The organism is Enterovirga sp., from assembly GCF_035325185.1.
Classification (GTDB): domain Bacteria; phylum Pseudomonadota; class Alphaproteobacteria; order Rhizobiales; family Beijerinckiaceae; genus Enterovirga.
This window is the reverse complement of the sequence record NZ_DAOLAJ010000079.1, coordinates 1-17,076: the sequence shown is the minus strand read 5'-3', so window position 1 is coordinate 17,076 and position 17,076 is coordinate 1. Positions and strand designations below refer to the sequence as shown.

The following is a 17,076-nucleotide window of genomic DNA, read 5'->3' as shown; positions in this document are numbered from 1 at the left end:
GGCCGGAGCGTCGGCGGACCGAGCCGGTTCCGCGCCGAGCGCGAGCGCCCCGCCCATTGCCAAGGAAAATACCACGCCCCGCTTCATCCTCTGCCCCGCCGACGATCTCGCTCGAATGGGGGCCAGCCTTGTGGAGCGCTTCGGGATTGTGCGACGCGAAATTGCGTGCAGTTGCTGCCTTATTAGGCAAAGTGTCTGCTGCCGAAAGCGGCCGCACCGTGTTGTCACAATCCGGCCACAGTTGAAATCGCCGCCTCCGAGACGGATCCCGCGAGAAATCGGCCGCCTCTCGCCAGAGTGATCCGCGGGAGCGGAACAGCCGGATTCGGCGCCGGATGCCGAGCGCCGCCGCGACTGGCACAGGGCTTGCGGTGCCCTGGGCAGAGTTTGGTGGCTAGGGTTCCGGCGCTCGTCGAGCGTGGCTGGTCCGAGAGCAACCTCCGGTGCGGGAGACATCCCACCGGGTGCACGGCGGGACAAAAGCCCGGGAGACCTCGTTGGCCAAGGGATTGGCGAGCGTCGTCTTCGCTATTCCCTTCATGACGTTCGAGAGGGGAAGGCATGCGCAGGCTTCGGAAGATCTTTGCCGTATCGGTTCTTGCCGCCGCGACGGTCGCGGGCGCGGCCACCGGGGCCTCGGCTCAAGCAAAGAAGAGCTTCAAAGTCGCCTGGTCGATCTATGCCGGATGGATGCCGTGGGGATATGCGGACAGCCACGGCATCGTCAAGAAATGGGCCGACAAATACGGCATCGCCATCGAGGTGAGGCAGTTCAACGACTACGTCGAGTCGGTCAATCAATATACGGCCGGCGCCTTCGACGCCGTCACCCTGACCAATATGGACGGGCTGTCCATTCCGGCCGCCGGCGGGGTCGACACCACCGCGGTCATCGTCGGCGACTTCTCCAACGGCAACGACGCGGTCATCCTGAAGGACAAGCCCGACCTCGCCTCCATCGCCGGCCAGGGCATCAACCTGGTCGAGTTCTCGGTCTCGCACTATCTGCTCGCCCGCGCGCTCGACAGCGTCAAGCTGAAGGAGCGCGACGTGAAGGTCGTCAACACGTCCGATGCCGACATCGTCGGCGCCTTCGAGACGCCCACCGTGACCGCGACGGTGACCTGGAACCCGCTCGTCTCGACGATCCTGTCGAACCCCAAGGCGAGGAAAGTGTTCGATTCCTCCCAGATCCCGGGCGAGATCATCGACCTGATGGTCGCCAAGACGAGCGTGCTCAAGGACAATCCGAATTTCGGCAAGGCTCTTGCCGGGATCTGGTACGAGACCGTGGCGCTCACGGTGGCGCAGACCAAGGAAGGCGAGGCCGCACGGGCCGAGATGGGAAGGGCTTCCGGCACCGATCTCGCCGGCTTCGACGCCCAGCTCGCCGCGACCAAGCTGTTCGACAAGCCGGCCGACGCAGTCGCCTTCACGACCTCGCCGAGCCTCGCGACGACCATGGACCTCGTCCGCAACTTCCTGTTCTCGAAGAACCTGCTCGGAAACGGCGCTCCCTCGGCTGACGTGATTGGCATCGAGCTGCCGGGCGGCAAGATCCTCGGCACGCCGGGCAACGTGAAGCTGCGCTTCACCGACACCTACATGAGGGCCGCCGCCGAGGGCGCCCTCTGACCCGGCCGCCCGGCGGCGCGTCCGCGCCCGCCCGCCATCGGAAAAGCCGCCATGCGCTGGATCAACCTCCATCCGAGCCGGGGAGCGAAGCTCGCGCTGGGCTCCCTCCCGTTCCTGGCTCTCCTCCTGGCCTACACGATCGGCTCGGCGACGCGGCTCGCGGAGAACCCGAACGACAAGCTCCTGCCCGCGCTCTCGACCTTCGCGGCCACGGTCAACCGCCTCGCCTTCCTGCCCGACCCGCGCACCGGCGACATCCTGCTCTGGTCCGACACGGCCGCCTCGCTTCTGCGTCTCCTGTCGGGCGTCGGCATCGCGACGGCGACCGCCCTGGTGTTGGGCATGCTGGTCGGGATGCTCCCCTACATGCGGGCGCTGCTTGCGCCCTTCGTCACGGCGATCTCCATGGTGCCGCCGCTGGCGCTCCTGCCGATCCTGTTCATCGCCCTCGGCCTCGGCGAGGCGTCCAAGATCGTCCTGATCGCGATCGGCATCGCGCCCGCGATGGTTCGCGACCTCGTCCTGCGCGCCCTCGAACTGCCGCGCGAGCAGATCGTCAAGGCCGAGACGCTCGGCGCCTCGTCCTGGCAGATCGCCATGCGGGTCGTGCTCCCGCAGGTCATGCCGCGTCTGATCACCTGCCTCAGGCTCCAGCTCGGCGCAGCTTGGCTGTTCCTCATCGCGGCCGAGGCGATCTCGGCCGATTCCGGCCTCGGCTACCGCATCTTCCTCGTACGCCGCTATCTCGCGATGGACGTGATCTTTCCCTACGTCCTCTGGATCACGCTGCTCGCGATCCTGATGAACGACCTGCTCGATCGGCTTCGCGCGGGCCTCTTCCCCTGGTCTGACCTGGAGAAGCAGGCATGAGCGAGATCGTCATCGACAAGGTCTGGCAGGAATACGGCGACCAGATCGTCCTTGAGAACGTGTCGCTGACGGTCGCCTCGCGGGCCTTCGTCGCGCTCGTGGGACCGTCGGGCTGCGGCAAGTCGACCTTCCTGCGCCTGATCCTCGGCCAGGAGCGCCCGACACGCGGCACGATCCGCCTCGACGGCGCGCCGCTGCCGCCGGAGCCGGGAGCCGGCCGGGGCGTCGTCTTTCAGCGCTACTCCGTCTTTCCGCATCTCAGCGTGCTCGGCAACGTCGTGCTCGGCCGGGAGTTCTCGTCCTCCCGGCTCACCGGGAAGCTCTTCGGGGCCCGGCGGCGCGCGGCCGAGGAGGAGGCGCGCCATCTCATCGCCGAGGTCGGCCTCGCCGGCGCGGAGGGCAAGTATCCCGCGCAGCTCTCCGGCGGGATGCAGCAGCGCCTCGCGCTCGCTCAGGCCCTGATCATGAAGCCGAGGGTCCTCCTGCTGGACGAGCCTTTCGGCGCGCTCGATCCCGGCATCCGGGCCGACATCCACGTCCTGATGAAGCGGCTCTGGAACGAGAACGCGATGACCGTCGTGATGGTCACGCACGACATGCGCGAGGCCTTCACGCTCGCCACCCGCGTCGTCGCCTTCGAGCGACCGCGCGACCGCGAGGAAGAGAAGCTGCGCTACGGCGCGACGATCACCAAGGACATCGCGATCTGGCCGCCGCGGCTCGCCGGCGAAACCTCCCCCTTCAGCCCGGACTGGGCCGGTCCGGCCATCCGTTCCACAGGAGTGCAAGCATGACGCATGTCAGGCGTTCGCCGGAAGAGATCGCCGCCAACCGCGCGCGATACGAGGAGCATCAGAGGAAGGGGCTGGACTTCGCGCCGAAGGCCCTGCCGCAGCCGAGCCCCCTGCCGGCGCCGGCCATCGAGCCCGCGCGCATCGTCCACGAGGAGGCGATCCCGGGCGGCTGGTACTGGTCGACCCGGCTCCTCGCCGGCGAGGCCGTCCGCATCCGCTCGGCGGGAGGATCGGTCGCGCTGGTCGCCTGGAGCGCGGCGGATCCGAGCGAGCGGCTCAACCTGCCCGACACCGTCAAGGTCCAGTGGACGACGGCGATCGGCAAGGGGCGCGTCATCTTCTCGGATATGGGGCGGGTCATGTTCTCGGTGACCGAGGACAGCAGCGGCGCCCATGATTGCCTCATGGGCGGCTCCACCGCCGCCACCAACCGGCGCTACGCAGACGCCGCGACCCGCAACACGCGCGACAACTTCGCCCTCTTGGCCGGAAAGCTCGGGCTGCAGCGCCGCGACATTCCGGCCGTCCTCAGCCTGTTCGCGCCGGTGCGGGTCGACGAGGAGGGAGCCTTCCGCTGGCGGCCCGAATTGCTTCAGGCTGAGGATTACGTCGAGCTGCGCGCGGAGATGGATCTCGTCGTCGGCTTCTCCAACTGCCCCCATCCGCTGGACCCCGATCCCGATTACCGGCCGAGGCCGGTGACGGTGACGCGCTTCCGGGCGCCCGAGGCGGAAGCGGAGGATCTCTGCCGCACCGCGACGCCCGAAGCCGCGCGCGGCTTCGAGAACAACGCCTTCGCGGCTGCCTGAGAGAGACGTTCGATGGCCACCTTCATCCAGACCTCGCCCGCGCGCACGCCCGAGAGCGCGGCCCAGATCCACCTCATCCCGGCCGAGGCGCCCTGGTCGGGCGTGATCCGCAAGGGCCAGACCGTGCGGATCGAGGACACCTACGGCCAGCAGGCGATCGACACGCTGTTCTATCGCGCCGACGACTTCTCCGAGCGCTATTCGAGCCAGGACACGATGCGCGCCCAGAACGCCGCCTATATCGGCACCGGCACGCGGCTCATGTCGAACGAGGGCCGCGTCATGCTGCGCATGACGGCCGACAGTTGCGGCCGCCACGACACCAGCGCCGGAGCCTGCTCCTGCGAAAGCAACACGGTGCGCTTCGGCCAGGCGGCGAAATACCTGCACGCCTGCCGGGAGAACTTCCTCGTCGAGGTGACCAAGCACGGCATGGGCAAGCGCGACATCGCGCCGAACATCAACTTCTTCATGAACGTGCCGATCAAGCCGAGCGGCGAGATGACGATCGTCGACGGCATCTCGGCGCCGGGCGACCATGTCGAGATGGTGGCGGAGATGGACGTGCTGTGCGTCATCTCGAACTGCCCGCAGATCAACAATCCCTGCAACGGCTTCGACCCGACGCCCATCCGGGTCCTCGTCTGGGACGCGGGAGTCTGAGCATGTTCCGCAAGGTCCTGATCGCCAATCGCGGCGAGATCGCCGTCCGCGTCATCCGCACGCTGCGCAAGATGGGCATCGCCTCGGTCGCCGTCCATTCCGAGGCCGACCGCTTCGCCATGGCGACGCTGATGGCGGACGAGGCCGTCTGCATCGGCCCGGCCCCGGCGAGCGAGAGCTATCTCGACGTCGAGGCCGTGATCGCCGCCTGCCGGGCGACCGGCGCCGAGGCGGTGCATCCGGGCTACGGCTTCCTGTCCGAGAATATCGTCTTCGCGGAGCGGCTCGCCGAGGCGGGGATCAGGTTCGTCGGCCCGCGGCCCGAGCATCTCTCGGCCTTCGGCCTCAAGCACACCGCGCGCGAACTGGCGAGGGCGAGCGGCGTGCCGCTCCTGCCCGGAAGCGGCCTCCTCGACAGCGCGGACGAGGCGCTGCGGGTCGCCGAGGCCGTAGGCTATCCGGTGATGCTCAAGAGCACGGCGGGCGGCGGCGGCATCGGCATGCAGCTCTGCGCCGATCCCGACCGGCTCCGCGCCTCCTTCGACAGCGTCCAGCGCACCGCGCGGGCGAGCTTCGGGGATGCGCGGGTCTATATCGAGCGTTTCGTGGCCGAGGCCCGGCATGTCGAGGTGCAGATCTTCGGCGACGGCCGGGGCCGGGTCGTGGCGCTCGGCGAGCGCGACTGCTCGCTCCAGCGGCGCAACCAGAAGGTCGTCGAGGAGACGCCCGCGCCGGGCCTCTCGGACGCCGTGCGGGCCCGCCTGCACCGGGCCGCAATCGATCTCGGCCGGTCGGTCGCCTATGAATCCGCCGGCACGGTGGAATTCATCTACGACCCGCAGCGCGAGGAATTCTATTTCCTCGAAGTGAATACGCGTCTTCAGGTCGAGCATCCGGTCACCGAGGCGGTATTCGGTGTCGATCTCGTCGAATGGATGATCCGACAGGCGGCCGGCGAGCCCGTGCTCGACGGAGCCGAGGCGCTGAAACCCGCGGGCGCGGCCATGGAGGTGCGGGTCTATGCCGAGATGCCGCACGCGAATTTCCGTCCGAGCGCCGGGCTGCTGACCGAGGTGAGGTTCCCCGACGATGTCCGCGTCGACGGCTGGATCGAGACCGGCACGGAGGTCACGGCTTTCTACGATCCGATGCTCGCCAAGGTGATCGTCGCGGCCAAGGACAGGCAGGGCGCGATCGAGAAGCTCCGGGCGGCTTTGGCCGCGATCTCCATTTCCGGCATCGAGACCAATCTCGACTACCTGCGCGCCATCGCGGCCTCGCCGCTGCTGGCGAGCGGCAAGGTGGCGACGACGGCCCTGCGCGATTTCGTCTTCGAGCCGGATCTCGTCGAGGTGCTGGCGCCCGGTGCGCAATCGAGCCTTCAGGAACTGCCGGGCCGGCTCGGCCTCTGGCATGTCGGAGTGCCGCCGAGCGGCCCGATGGACGAGCGCTCGTTCCGCCACGCGAATCGGCTCGCCGGCAATGCCGACGAGACCGCCGCGCTCGAACTGGCCGTGTCGGGCCCGACGCTGCGCTTCCATTCCGGCGCGACGGTGGCGTTGTCAGGCGCGCGGATGCGGCTCGCGCTCGACGGCGAGCCTGTCCCTCACGATGCCGCGTTCGAGGTCCGGGCCGGCCAGACCCTGGCCGTCGGCTCCATCGAGGGGGCCGGCCAGCGCGCCTATCTCGCCGTCCGCGGCGGCTTCGCGGCGCCCGTCGTGCTCGGCTCGCGCGCGACCTTCGGGCTCGGCCGGTTCGGCGGCAACGCGACCGGCACGCTGAAGACGGGCCACGTGCTGCATCTCGCGCGCGCCGAACAGGCCGGCCTCCGCTCGCCCGGCGCCCCGGCGCCGCTGACAAGGGAGTGGAGCGTCGGCGTCGTCTACGGCCCGCACGGCGCGCCGGACTTCTTCCGGGACGAGGATGTCGAGACCCTGTTCTCGGCGCCTTATGAGGTCCATTTCAACAGCGCCCGGACCGGGGTGCGGCTCATCGGCCCCGTGCCGAAATGGGCCCGCAGCGACGGCGGCGAGGCGGGACTGCATCCCTCGAACCTGCACGACAACGCCTATGCGGTCGGCGCGATCGACTTCACGGGCGACATGCCGATCATCCTCGGCCCGGACGGGCCGAGCCTCGGCGGCTTCGTCTGCCCGGCCGTCATCGCGCGGGACGAGCAATGGAAGATGGGGCAGTTCCGGCCGGGCGACACGATCCGCTTCCATCCGCTGGCGCGGGCGGAGGACCCGATCGCCGGCCCGGCCGTGCGGAGAGCCCCGCCGGAAGCCGGCTCGCCCATCGTCGGCGCCTCGGATGCGGGCCCGGTGCCTGTCGTCTACCGCCGGCAGGGCGACGACAACCTTCTCGTCGAATACGGTCCGATGGCGCTCGACATCGCGCTGCGGCTGCGCGTGCATCTCCTGATGCAGGCGCTCGGCGGCGAGCACGTGCCGGGCCTGATCGACCTGACGCCCGGCATCCGCTCGCTTCAGATTCACTATGACGGCACGGCCCTGACGCGCTCCCGCCTCCTGGGCCTGCTCGGTGAGATCGAGGCGAGCCTGCCCCCGGCGCAGGATGTGAGGGTGCCGAGCCGCATCGTGCATCTGCCGCTGTCCTGGAACGATCCGGACGCGGTGCTGGCGATGCGGAAATACCAGGAGCTGGTGCGCCCGAACGCGCCCTGGTGCCCGTCGAATATCGAGTTCATCCGCCGCATCAACGGGCTCGCGGACGAGGAGGCGGTGAAGGACGTCGTCTTCGACGCGAGCTATCTCGTGATGGGCCTCGGCGACGTCTATCTGGGCGCTCCGGTCGCCACCCCCGTCGATCCGCGCCATCGCCTGGTGACGACCAAGTACAACCCGGCCCGCACCTGGACGCCGGAAAACGCCGTCGGCATCGGCGGCGCCTATATGTGCATCTACGGCATGGAGGGGCCGGGCGGATACCAGCTCTTCGGCCGCACCATCCAGATGTGGAACACGTGGCGCACGACCCCGGTCTTCGCGCCGGGCAAGCCCTGGCTGCTCGATTTCTTCGACCAGATCCGCTTCTTCCCGGTCTCGCACGGAGAACTGGCCGAAGCGCGCGCGGCCTTTCCGCACGGCGCCTATCCGGTCCGCATCGAGGAGACCGAATTCTCCTATGCGGCCTACGAGCGCGAGCTTGCGACGAACGCGGCTTCGATCGCGGCCTTCAAATCCGTGCAGCAGGCCGCTTTCGAGGCCGAGCGCCGGCGCTGGAAGGAGGAGGGGCTCGACAGCTTCGTCGCCGAGGAGGGCGGAGCCGCGGGCCCGGCGGGCGACATTCCGGATGGCTGCTTCGGGATCGAGAGCGCGGTTCCGGGCAATATCTGGAAGCTCCTCGTCGAGCCGGGGACGGCCGTCGCGGCGGGCGACAGGCTCGCCATCATCGAATCCATGAAGATGGAGATCGACGTGATCGCCCACGAGGCCGGCCGCGTGCGCGAATTGCGCGTCGGGCCCGGACGAAACGTCAAGGCCGGCGAGATCATCGCCGTCCTGGAGGCCGTCTGATGCTGCCGCCGATCCTCGACCTGCCGAGCCTGCGGCGGGCCTATGCCTCGGGCGCGACGCCGCTGGAGGTTGCCGAGGAGATCATCGCGCGCCGCCGCGCCGCGACCGATCCGGCCATCTTCATCACGCCGACGCCGGACGACCGGCTGCGGGCGGCGGCACGCGAGCTGATGGATTGCGCGCCCGACAGCCTCCCGCTCTGGGGCGTGCCCTTCGCGGTCAAGGACAATATCGACGTCGCGGGGCTGCCGACCACGGCGGCCTGCCCGACCTTTTCCTATCTGCCGCAAAGGGATGCGACCGCCGTCGCGCGCCTGAGGGCGGCCGGCGCGCTGGTCGTCGGCAAGACCAATCTCGACCAGTTCGCGACCGGCCTGAACGGCACGCGCTCGCCCTACGGCGCGCCCCGTTCGGTCTTCGATGCCGATTACGTCTCCGGCGGCTCGAGTTCCGGCTCGGCCGTCGCCGTCGCGGCCGGGCTCGCCGCCTTCGCGCTCGGGACGGACACGGCCGGATCGGGCCGCGTGCCGGCAGCCTTCAACAATATCGTGGGCATCAAGCCGACCCCCGGCCTCGTCCCGATCACCGGGACCGTGCCGGCCTGCAAGAGCCTCGATTGCCTGACCGTCTTCTCCACGACCGTCGGCGACGGCGTCGCGGTGCGCCGGATCATGGAGGGGTTCGATTCGCAGGACGAATTCTCGCGCCGGGCCCGTCCGGTCCGCCTGCCGGCCTCCGGCCTGCGGATCGGCATCCTGGACGGGGACGAGCGCGAGTTCTTCGGCGACCGGGAGGTCGAGGCGCTCTACGACCGGGCCGTCGAGCGGGCGAGGTCCCTCGGCGCGACGATCGTGCCGTTCGACTATGCCCCGTTCCGCGAGGCGGCGGCTCTGCTCTACGACGGGCCCTGGGTCGCCGAGCGTCTCGCCGCCCTCGGGGCGTTCCTCGCGACCAACGCAGCCGATTTCGACCCCGTCGTGCGCGCCATCATCGAAGGCGCCGGACGCATGACCGCCGCCGACGCCTTCAAGGGCCGCTACCGCCTGGAGCAACTGCGCCGGCGGACCGAGGCCGAATGGGCGAAGGCGGATATCCTGATGCTGCCGACCTCGCCGACCACCTGCACGGTCGCGCAGATGCGGGCGGATCCGATCGGCCGCAACGCCCGCTTCGGACGCTACACAAATTTCTGCAACCTGCTCGATTGCGCGGCCATCGCGATCCCGGCCGGCTTCGGCGAGAACGGCCTGTCGGCCGGGATCATGCTCGTCGGTCCCGCCTTCAGCGACGACGCGCTCGCGCCGGTCGCCGATGCCCTGCATCGCGCCGCGGCGCCCGGCATGGGCCGGGAGCTTTCCGCCGTCCTTTCGGAGGAGAGCAGGGTGCAGCCTGTGCCCGACGATCGCATCCCGATCGTGGTCGTCGGCGCGCATCTGACCGGCATGCCGCTGAACCACGAATTGACCACAGCGGGCGGTCGTCTCGTCCGGGAAGCCCGGACCTCCGCCGAGTACCGGCTCTTCGTGCTGCCCGGCACGCGGCCCGCCAAGCCCGGCCTCCTCCGCGAGCCCGGCTTCCAGGGACCGGGCATTGTCGTCGAGGTCTGGTTGCTGCCGCCGGATGCCTTCGGCGCCTTCGTCTCGCGCATCCCGGCTCCCCTGGGGATCGGAAAAATAAGCCTGAGCGACGGCACGAGCGCCTCGGGCTTCCTCTGCGAGGCCCATGGGGTCGCGGGCGCGGAGGAGATCACGGAACTGGGAGGCTGGCGTGCCTATGCTCAAAGCAGGTGATGTGCCGATGAACTCTGCACGACGTTGGTTGCTCTACATTGGAGGTTTGGTCCGCGATGGATTGACGGCCAAAGCGCTGGCAATCACGAGCACACGACCTGCCTCTTCGGTTTCTTCCCCGAAGAAGGAAACAAGACTCCATATCGGCAGGCATCTTGAGTCCAAGAGGCCCGATCCAAGATGTTCACCGAGCGACTGCGCCACTGGGAGATAGTGAATTCCCTGTTTATCGGACCATTCCCGGGTCGTCGTGGCAACCGTGACCACGCCGACGGGGTCCGGACCAGCGTGAAGGAGACGATGTTTTCGGCAGGCGCTCCGGGTTCAATGGCAAGCAGCAGAATGGCGCGTGATTATCGCCGGTCGATCGGCAGTCGACGCAGAACTGCGACTTTCACTGTATCCAAGAGCAGGCCAAAGCCCAGGGTCGCTCCATAAAGCGCGAGCAGCAGCCAGACCGGCAGCGGCGCCATGAACCAGCCCATCCCCGCGAAGATGGTGGCGACAGCCACCGCGACCGCCATCGCGGCGAGCAGCACGCCGCCGGGGCGGGACTGCCAGACATGCTCCCGCTCGCGCAGCACGAGGCTGGTGGCCTGGCCGGCGAGCACGAGCGTGAGAAAGGTCAGGCTGCGCATCGTCTCGGCATCCAGCCCCACCCGGAACCAGCCGAGCGCCAGCACCGTCATGGCGTAGATCAGCTTCGTGGCGCCGAGCGGAATGGCGGCGAGCGTCAGCTCGCGGATGCGCCAGGCATTGGGATAGGGAGTGGGCTTCGCCCGGTCGCCGGCGCGAGCCATCATCGCGATGTCGCTCGTCAGCATCCAGAGCACCTGGAGCAAGGGCGTCATCACGGCATGGCCGGTCATCACCAGCCCGCCGCCCATGACGATCAGCGTCACCGCCTTGTTGACCAGCATGCTCAACGTGAAGGTGAGGACACGGCGGAACGCGGCTCTTCCCTCTTCGATACAGGCGAGGATGCCGCGCAGGCCCGGCTCGGTCAGCACGAGCCCCGCCGCCGACTTGGCGACATCGGTGGCGCTCGAGACCGCGATCCCCATCTGCGCCTGGCGCAGCGCCGGCGCATCGTTGGCTCCGTCCCCGCACATGCCGACGGCATGGCCCCCGCTCTGGAAGGCGCGGACCAGCTTGAACTTGTCCTCTGGAAAGACACCGGCATAGACCGCGTAATCGGCGGGCGCGGCCTGTTCCGGGACGTGGCCGGCCGGGCAGACCGGCCCGTCCAATCCGATGGCGCGGGCGATGGTGGCAGCCGTCTGCGCGGTATCGCCGGTGATCATGACAGGTGCGATCCCGAGCGCCTTCAGATCGCCGAGGAGGGCTCTGGAATCCGCGCGGGGCGGATCGCTCAAGCCGATCAGGCCGATGACGCCCATGCGGCCGCCGCTGCCGGCCGCGACGGCCAGCACGCGATAGCCTTCCGCGCTCAGGGCGGTCTGCGCCGCCTCGACCTCGGGCGTCATGGGCGCGAGGGCGGAGATCGCGAGGGGCGAGCCCTTGGCGATGCGGATCTCCTCCCCGTTCGGCCCGGCCACGACCGCCTCCGCCATTTTCGCGGCCGGGTCGAAAGGCGTGAAGCGGAGGACTTTCGGCGACGGCGCGGCGAATCGGGCGGCGGCCGCGCGGATGGCCGCGTCGACCGGGTCCTGCCCGTCGGTCGAGCTTGCGGCGCTCGCGCGGGCGAGCAGCATGCCTTCGCTGACCTCCGCGCCCAACGGCACGAGACGGCCCACGCCGAGATTGTTCTCGGTGAGCGTCCCGGTCTTGTCGACGCACAGCACGTCGATCATCGCGGCTTCCTGCAAGGCCGACAGCCGGGCGAGGAGGACGCCCTCCTGGGCGAGCTTGCGGGCGCCGACCGTCGCCGCCAAGGTGAACACCACCGGCATGGCGACGGGCACGGCGGAGAGAAGCGCCGCCAGCACGAGCGGGACGATCTGCGCGACGGTCATGCCGATCGCATGGGCATAGGCGACCATGGCGACGACGATCGCCATATTGACGGCGGTCAGCGCCTTGACGACGCCGAGAACCGCCTTCTGCTCGCTGCTTTCGACATCCGCCGTCCGGACCAGTTCGGCGGTGCGGCCGAAATAGGTGCGGGCGCCGGTCGCCACCACTTCGGCGATCGCCTCGCCCCGCCGGACCAGGGCGCCGGCATAGGCCGTCGCTCCCGCCTGCTGCTCCGCGGCGACGGATTCGCCGGTCAGCATCGACTGATCCAGGAGAACCGAGCCCGACAGAATCCGCACGTCGGCCGGCACGATGGCGCCGAGGGTCAGCTGGACGACATCGCCGGGAACCAGCACCGATGCCGGGGAATCGGACCATTTTTCGTCGCGCCGAAGCCGCGCTTTCGGTGCCAGGCGCTGACGGAGCAGGGAAAGCGTGGCGCTCGCGCGTCCTTCCTGGACGATGCCGAGCAGGACGTTGACGGCCAGGAGCGCCCCGACCATGGCCGCCTCCAGCCGCTCGCCGGCCGCGAGCTGCAGGACGATGGTGATCTCCAGCATCCAGGGCACCGGCGACCAGAAATGGCGCAGCGCGCGTCGGACCGGGTGTTCCTCTTCCGACGCCACCTCGTTGGGTCCGATCCGAGAAAGCCGGCGTGCCGCCTCCTCTTCCGACAGACCAAGCGTCACGCTCGCTCCTCCGCTCCCGTTCCACGCGGCGACATTCGAAACCAGCGTGCCCGGTTTGAGAAAACCCGTCATTCTCTGATATATCTCTTGGCCGATCTGAGCCGGCATCTGCATGCTCGGCTTCACTTCGTTGGTCGTGACACTCGCCCTTTCACGGCCAGCGGCTTGAGCGCTTCCGCCAGCGCCAGGTAGAGGGCCGCAATCCCGGCCACCGCGAGCAGCAAGCCCGCCGGAAGCGGGACGAAGGCGAAGAGCGTCCCCAAGGGCGTCAGCGCCAGCAGAAGCGCGAGCGCGAGCGCGCCGAGGGAACTCGTCACGAGCAGCGGATGCGGGCGGCTCGTCCAGCATCGCGCCGAGGTGCGGATGACGAAGATGACGAGGATCTGCGTCGCGATCGATTCGACGAACCACGCCGTGCGGAACTGCTCGACCCCGACGTGGAAGACGCCCAGCAGGAGCGCGAAGGTCGCCGCATCGAAGAGGGACGACAGCGGCCCCATGATCAGCGTGAAGCGCAGGATCGCGCCCGTGTCCCAGCTTTGGGGCTTGCGAAGGTCGCGCGGATCGGCCTCGTCGAAGGGAATGCCGACCTCCGAGAGGTCGTAGAGCATGTTGTTGACGAGGATCTGCAGGGGATTGAGCGGCAGGAAGGGCAGCACCATCGAGGCGAGCGCCATCGACAGCATGTTGCCGAAATTCGAGCTCGTGCCCATGCGCACGTATTTCATGATGTTGGCATAGGTGCGCCGGCCTTCGAGAATGCCTGTCGCCAGCACGTTCAGGTCCGGCGCGAGGAGGACGATCGCCGCGGCCTCGCGGGCCACCTCGGTGCCTCCGTCGACCGAAAGGCCGACATCGGCCGCATGGATCGCCGGTGCGTCGTTGATGCCGTCCCCGATATAGCCGACCGTGCGGCCCGCCCGGCGCAGGGCGGCCACGATCCGCGCCTTCTGCTCCGGCGCGACCCGGACGAACAGATCGACGTTGTTCACCTGGACGGAGAGCGCCGAATCCCCGAGGGCCGCAACCTCCTCGCCGGTCATGACCCCGGCGACGGGCAATCCGAGCATGGCGGCCAGATGGCGCACGACGGGGGCGGCGTCGCCGGAAATCACCTTGACCCGCACGCCGGCCTCGGCGAGCCGGGCGATGGCCTGTCCGGCCGATTCCTTCGGCGGATCGAGGAAGGCGGCGCAGCCGGCGAAGACCAGCCCGGCCTCGTCCTCCCGCGTCAGCGCGCAGGCCTGCGAGTCGAGACGACGATAGGCGACGCCGAGCAGGCGCAGGCCATCGGCTCCCTTCGCCTCGATCAGGGCGAGGACCTCGCCGCGCCGCCGCTCGTCGAAGGGAACAATGGCGCCCCGCTCGTCCTCGCAGCTCCCGCACAGATCCAGAAGCGCCTCGGGCGCCCCTTTGACGATCATCATCCGCTCCTCCCCGCGCCTGACCAGGACCGAGGCGCGGCGGCGCGAGAAATCGAAGGGAAGGTCGGCGAGGCACGTCCAGTCTCCGGCCTCGTCCCCCACCCGGGCCAGGATCGCCGCGTCGAGATTGTTGCGCAGGCCGCCGCAGAAGCGGCTGTTGAGCTGCGCCAATTCCGCGACGCGCGGGCTTTCCGCGCCGTCGCAATCGAAGCTGCCGACATGGGCGATGCGGGCCTCGGTGAGGGTGCCGGTCTTGTCGGTGCACAAGACATCCATGGCGCCGAGATCGTGGATGGCGGAGAGCCGCTTCACCACGACCTTGCGTCGCGCCATCCGCATGGCGCCCCGCGCCAGCGTGACCGTCATGATCATCGGCAGAAGCTCGGGCGTCAGGCCGACCGCCAGGGCCACTGCGAAGAGGAAGCTCTCGAAGGTGAGCCCGTGACGGAGCAACTGCGTCAGGAGGACGAACAGGACGAGGAAGCCGGTCAGCCGCAGGATGAGCAGGCCGAGATTGTGGACGCCCCGCTCGAAGGCCGTCGGCGGTTCCTGGGCCTGCATGGAGCGGGCGATCGCGCCGAGCCGCGTGCGAGCCCCCGTCGCCACGACGAGCATGAGAGCCTCTCCCGATACCAGGCTCGTGCCGCCGAAGAGGGCCGCCGCTTCGCCGGGCGGCCCGGCCCGCTTCTCGACCGGGTAGGGCTCGCCCGTGAGCACGGCCTCGTCGGCGAGGGCGTCGCGTGCCTCGACGACTACGCCGTCGGCGGGGATGAGGTCGCCGGCATGCAACTCGAGGATATCGCCCGCCACCACGTCCCGCGTCGGAATCTCGGCCCGCGCCCCGCCGCGCCGCGCGCAGACGCGGACCGCGACGCTGTGCCGAAGCGCATCGACGGCGTTCTGGGCCTGCGATTCCTGGATGAGATCCAGCAGGATCGAGGCCACGACGATGACGCCGATCACGGCCGCGCTCTGCCAGTCTCCGGTCCCGCCCGCGACCAGCGCGGCCACGAGGAGCATCGCGACGAGCGGCTCGGTGAGACGCTTGAGAAGCCTGATCGGCCATCCGCGCCGAAGGCTGGTGACGGCGATGTTGGGCCCGTCCCGCTTCAGGCGAGCCCGTGCCTCGGCATCGCTCAGCCCAGCGGCCGACGTCCCCAATTTCTCGAGCAGAACCAGGGCGCTCGCTTCCCGGAAATCGTCGACAGACCCGCCACTCATGCATCAGCCCCCCGCGCGTCGGAAGCGAGCACGGCTCCGCCATGCGGAGGCTTCGAGCGCGTGCCAATTCCGCTCCTCCACGAAGGCCGACCGGTCATTTTGGAAGTCGCACGGCAAGCGGTTGTCCGGATTGACCTGGATCAGCCTCGCATGGATCAGGAGATCATCAAGGGCCCACACCGCCGACGCTGCCGTGGGCGGAGGCCGGCCTCGGGACATTCCGCGATCCGCGGGGCCGCGCCTGGAGGCACGGTCTCATGGATCAGAGATTCGGAGGACTGATCGTGCGGTCTGGCTCGGCGGCCGCCAGGAAGAAATCGTAGAATGCCGCGACGAGGAGCCTGACGAATATGCAGCCGACCATCCAAATGATTTAGATCAACCCGACAGCTGAAGAGGCTCCTATGGTCTCTCTGCCGGCGCTCGCCGGGCTCTCGTCGAGGAGTGATTTGTCATGAAAGCCCGCGACATCATGACGACTCCTATCGTCAGCATCAGATCCGACGCGACCGTCGATCAAGCCATCGAGATCATGTTGAATCGCTGCTTCAGCGGCCTTCCCGTCGTGGACGACGAGGGCCGGCTGGTCGGCATCGTGACGGAAGGCGACCTGCTCCGGCGCCAGGAGCTCGGCACGCAGCCGAAGCATTCGCGTTGGCTGCGGCTCCTGATCAGCCCGGGCCGTCTCGCGGAGGAATTTGCGCGATCCCGCGGGCGGCAGGTCGCGGACGTGATGACGCCGGAGGTGCACAGCGTATCCGAGGACAGCACGCTCGAGGACATCGTCGAGCTCATGCTCCGCGAGGGCATCAAGCGCGTTCCCGTCGTCGTGAACGGCGGGCCCGTCGGGATGGTGACGCGCGCCGACATCCTCCGTGCGCTGCGCCGGAGCTTCACGCAAGCGACGTTCGAGCCGAGTTCCGATTCCCAGATCGCGGTCGATATTCAGGCGGCGTTCGAAGCGGCAGGCGACTGCATTCCGACCGCGCTGATCGAGGTATCGGTCACGAGCGGCGTCGTGGAGCTGCACGGCTCGATCACCGACGAGCGCGAGCGGCAGGCTGTCAAGGTCGCGATCGAAGGCGTGCGGGGCGTGAAGGAGGTCCACGATCACCTGATGTGGATCGAGCCGATGTCCGGAATGGTCCTGCCCTCGCCCCAGGACCTTGCCGAGGAGAACGCGGACAAAGCCTCCGCCGCTTAAGGGGAATTCTTCCTCATTCGAGAGAAAATTCGACAATAGAGCCACGCTGATCCAGATCAAGCCGCACGATCGCTCGGCATGCGAGCTTCGGCGCTACCGGTCAGGCTCGGGGAAGTAGCCAGACATGAACACATACCTGAAGCTTCCGCGCGATGGAGTCGTGTTCGTCTGCGACGCCGGCAGAGCCCTTGTTCTGAGGAATGAGGGAAGCGCGACGTCCCCAAGCCTGCGCGTGGAGGAGGAAGTGCCGGCTCCCCCCAACCCCCGCGCTCACGAGCAGGGGGCGGATCGGCCGGGGCGGGTCTTCAATGACGAACGTCGCAGCGCGGTCGAAGCAGTGGACGCGCACCTGAGGAACGAGGCCGTCTTCATCGAGAGTTCGATCGAGCGTCTTGACGGGATCGATCGATTGCGGCCGATCAAAGCCCTCATCCTGGTGGCGCCGCCGCGCGTCCTCTTCC

Annotated in this window: 11 protein-coding genes and 1 riboswitch; of the genes, 9 read left to right on the top strand and 2 right to left on the bottom strand. The window is 68.7% G+C overall.

Features of this window, described 5'->3' with window-relative positions:
- Window positions 1–383 precede the first annotated feature (383 nt).
- A riboswitch (guanidine-I (ykkC/yxkD leader) is annotated at window positions 384–493 on the top strand.
- 68 nt (window positions 494–561) lie between these two features.
- The 7 genes from PKD06_RS14365 to atzF are packed head-to-tail and all read left to right on the top strand — an operon-like array spanning window position 562 to window position 10,100.
- Window positions 562–1,635: a putative urea ABC transporter substrate-binding protein gene (locus tag PKD06_RS14365; RefSeq protein ID WP_324381210.1), complete on the top strand. Its 1,074-nt coding sequence runs from the start codon at window positions 562–564 to the stop codon at window positions 1,633–1,635.
- A 51-nt stretch (window positions 1,636–1,686) separates the two neighbouring features.
- Window positions 1,687–2,505, top strand: a complete 819-nt coding sequence (locus PKD06_RS14360; protein ID WP_324381207.1) for an ABC transporter permease — start codon at window positions 1,687–1,689, stop codon at window positions 2,503–2,505.
- A complete protein-coding gene (locus PKD06_RS14355) occupies window positions 2,502–3,299 on the top strand; it encodes an ABC transporter ATP-binding protein (RefSeq protein ID WP_324381205.1) in 798 nt (265 codons plus the stop codon). Before PKD06_RS14360 ends, PKD06_RS14355 begins: the two co-directional genes overlap by 4 nt.
- Window positions 3,296–4,108 (top strand): urea amidolyase associated protein UAAP1, encoded by an 813-nt coding sequence (locus PKD06_RS14350; protein WP_324381203.1) that lies wholly within the window; start codon window positions 3,296–3,298, stop codon window positions 4,106–4,108. The genes PKD06_RS14355 and PKD06_RS14350 overlap by 4 nt, the downstream gene beginning before the upstream one ends.
- A 12-nt stretch (window positions 4,109–4,120) precedes the next feature.
- Window positions 4,121–4,771 (top strand): urea amidolyase associated protein UAAP2, encoded by a 651-nt coding sequence (locus tag PKD06_RS14345; protein WP_324381200.1) that lies wholly within the window; start codon window positions 4,121–4,123, stop codon window positions 4,769–4,771.
- A gap of 2 nt (window positions 4,772–4,773) precedes the next feature.
- The gene (gene uca / locus PKD06_RS14340) at window positions 4,774–8,310 is read left to right on the top strand and encodes an urea carboxylase (protein WP_324381198.1); all 3,537 of its coding nucleotides are present in this window, start codon (window positions 4,774–4,776) and stop codon (window positions 8,308–8,310) included.
- On the top strand, window positions 8,310–10,100 hold the full coding sequence (gene atzF, locus PKD06_RS14335; RefSeq protein WP_324381196.1) for an allophanate hydrolase: 1,791 nt from the start codon (window positions 8,310–8,312) through the stop codon (window positions 10,098–10,100). The genes uca and atzF overlap by 1 nt, the downstream gene beginning before the upstream one ends.
- 353 nt (window positions 10,101–10,453) lie before the next feature.
- Here atzF and PKD06_RS14330 read toward each other — a convergent pair whose 3' ends face one another.
- Together PKD06_RS14330 and mgtA are read right to left on the bottom strand one after the other, a co-directional pair.
- Entirely contained in the window at window positions 10,454–12,766 is a 2,313-nt protein-coding gene (locus PKD06_RS14330) for an HAD-IC family P-type ATPase (RefSeq protein ID WP_324381194.1), read from the bottom strand.
- 122 nt (window positions 12,767–12,888) lie between these two features.
- A complete protein-coding gene (mgtA, locus tag PKD06_RS14325; RefSeq protein ID WP_324381192.1) occupies window positions 12,889–15,411 on the bottom strand; it encodes a magnesium-translocating P-type ATPase in 2,523 nt (840 codons plus the stop codon).
- 454 nt (window positions 15,412–15,865) lie between these two features.
- Here mgtA and PKD06_RS14320 point away from each other — a divergent pair, with 454 nt between their 5' ends.
- Together PKD06_RS14320 and PKD06_RS14315 are read left to right on the top strand one after the other, a co-directional pair.
- Window positions 15,866–16,615, top strand: a complete 750-nt coding sequence (locus PKD06_RS14320; protein ID WP_324381190.1) for a CBS domain-containing protein — start codon at window positions 15,866–15,868, stop codon at window positions 16,613–16,615.
- A gap of 124 nt (window positions 16,616–16,739) precedes the next feature.
- Window positions 16,740–17,076: host attachment protein (locus tag PKD06_RS14315; protein ID WP_324381187.1), on the top strand; the 337-nt coding region annotated here is incomplete at its 3' end.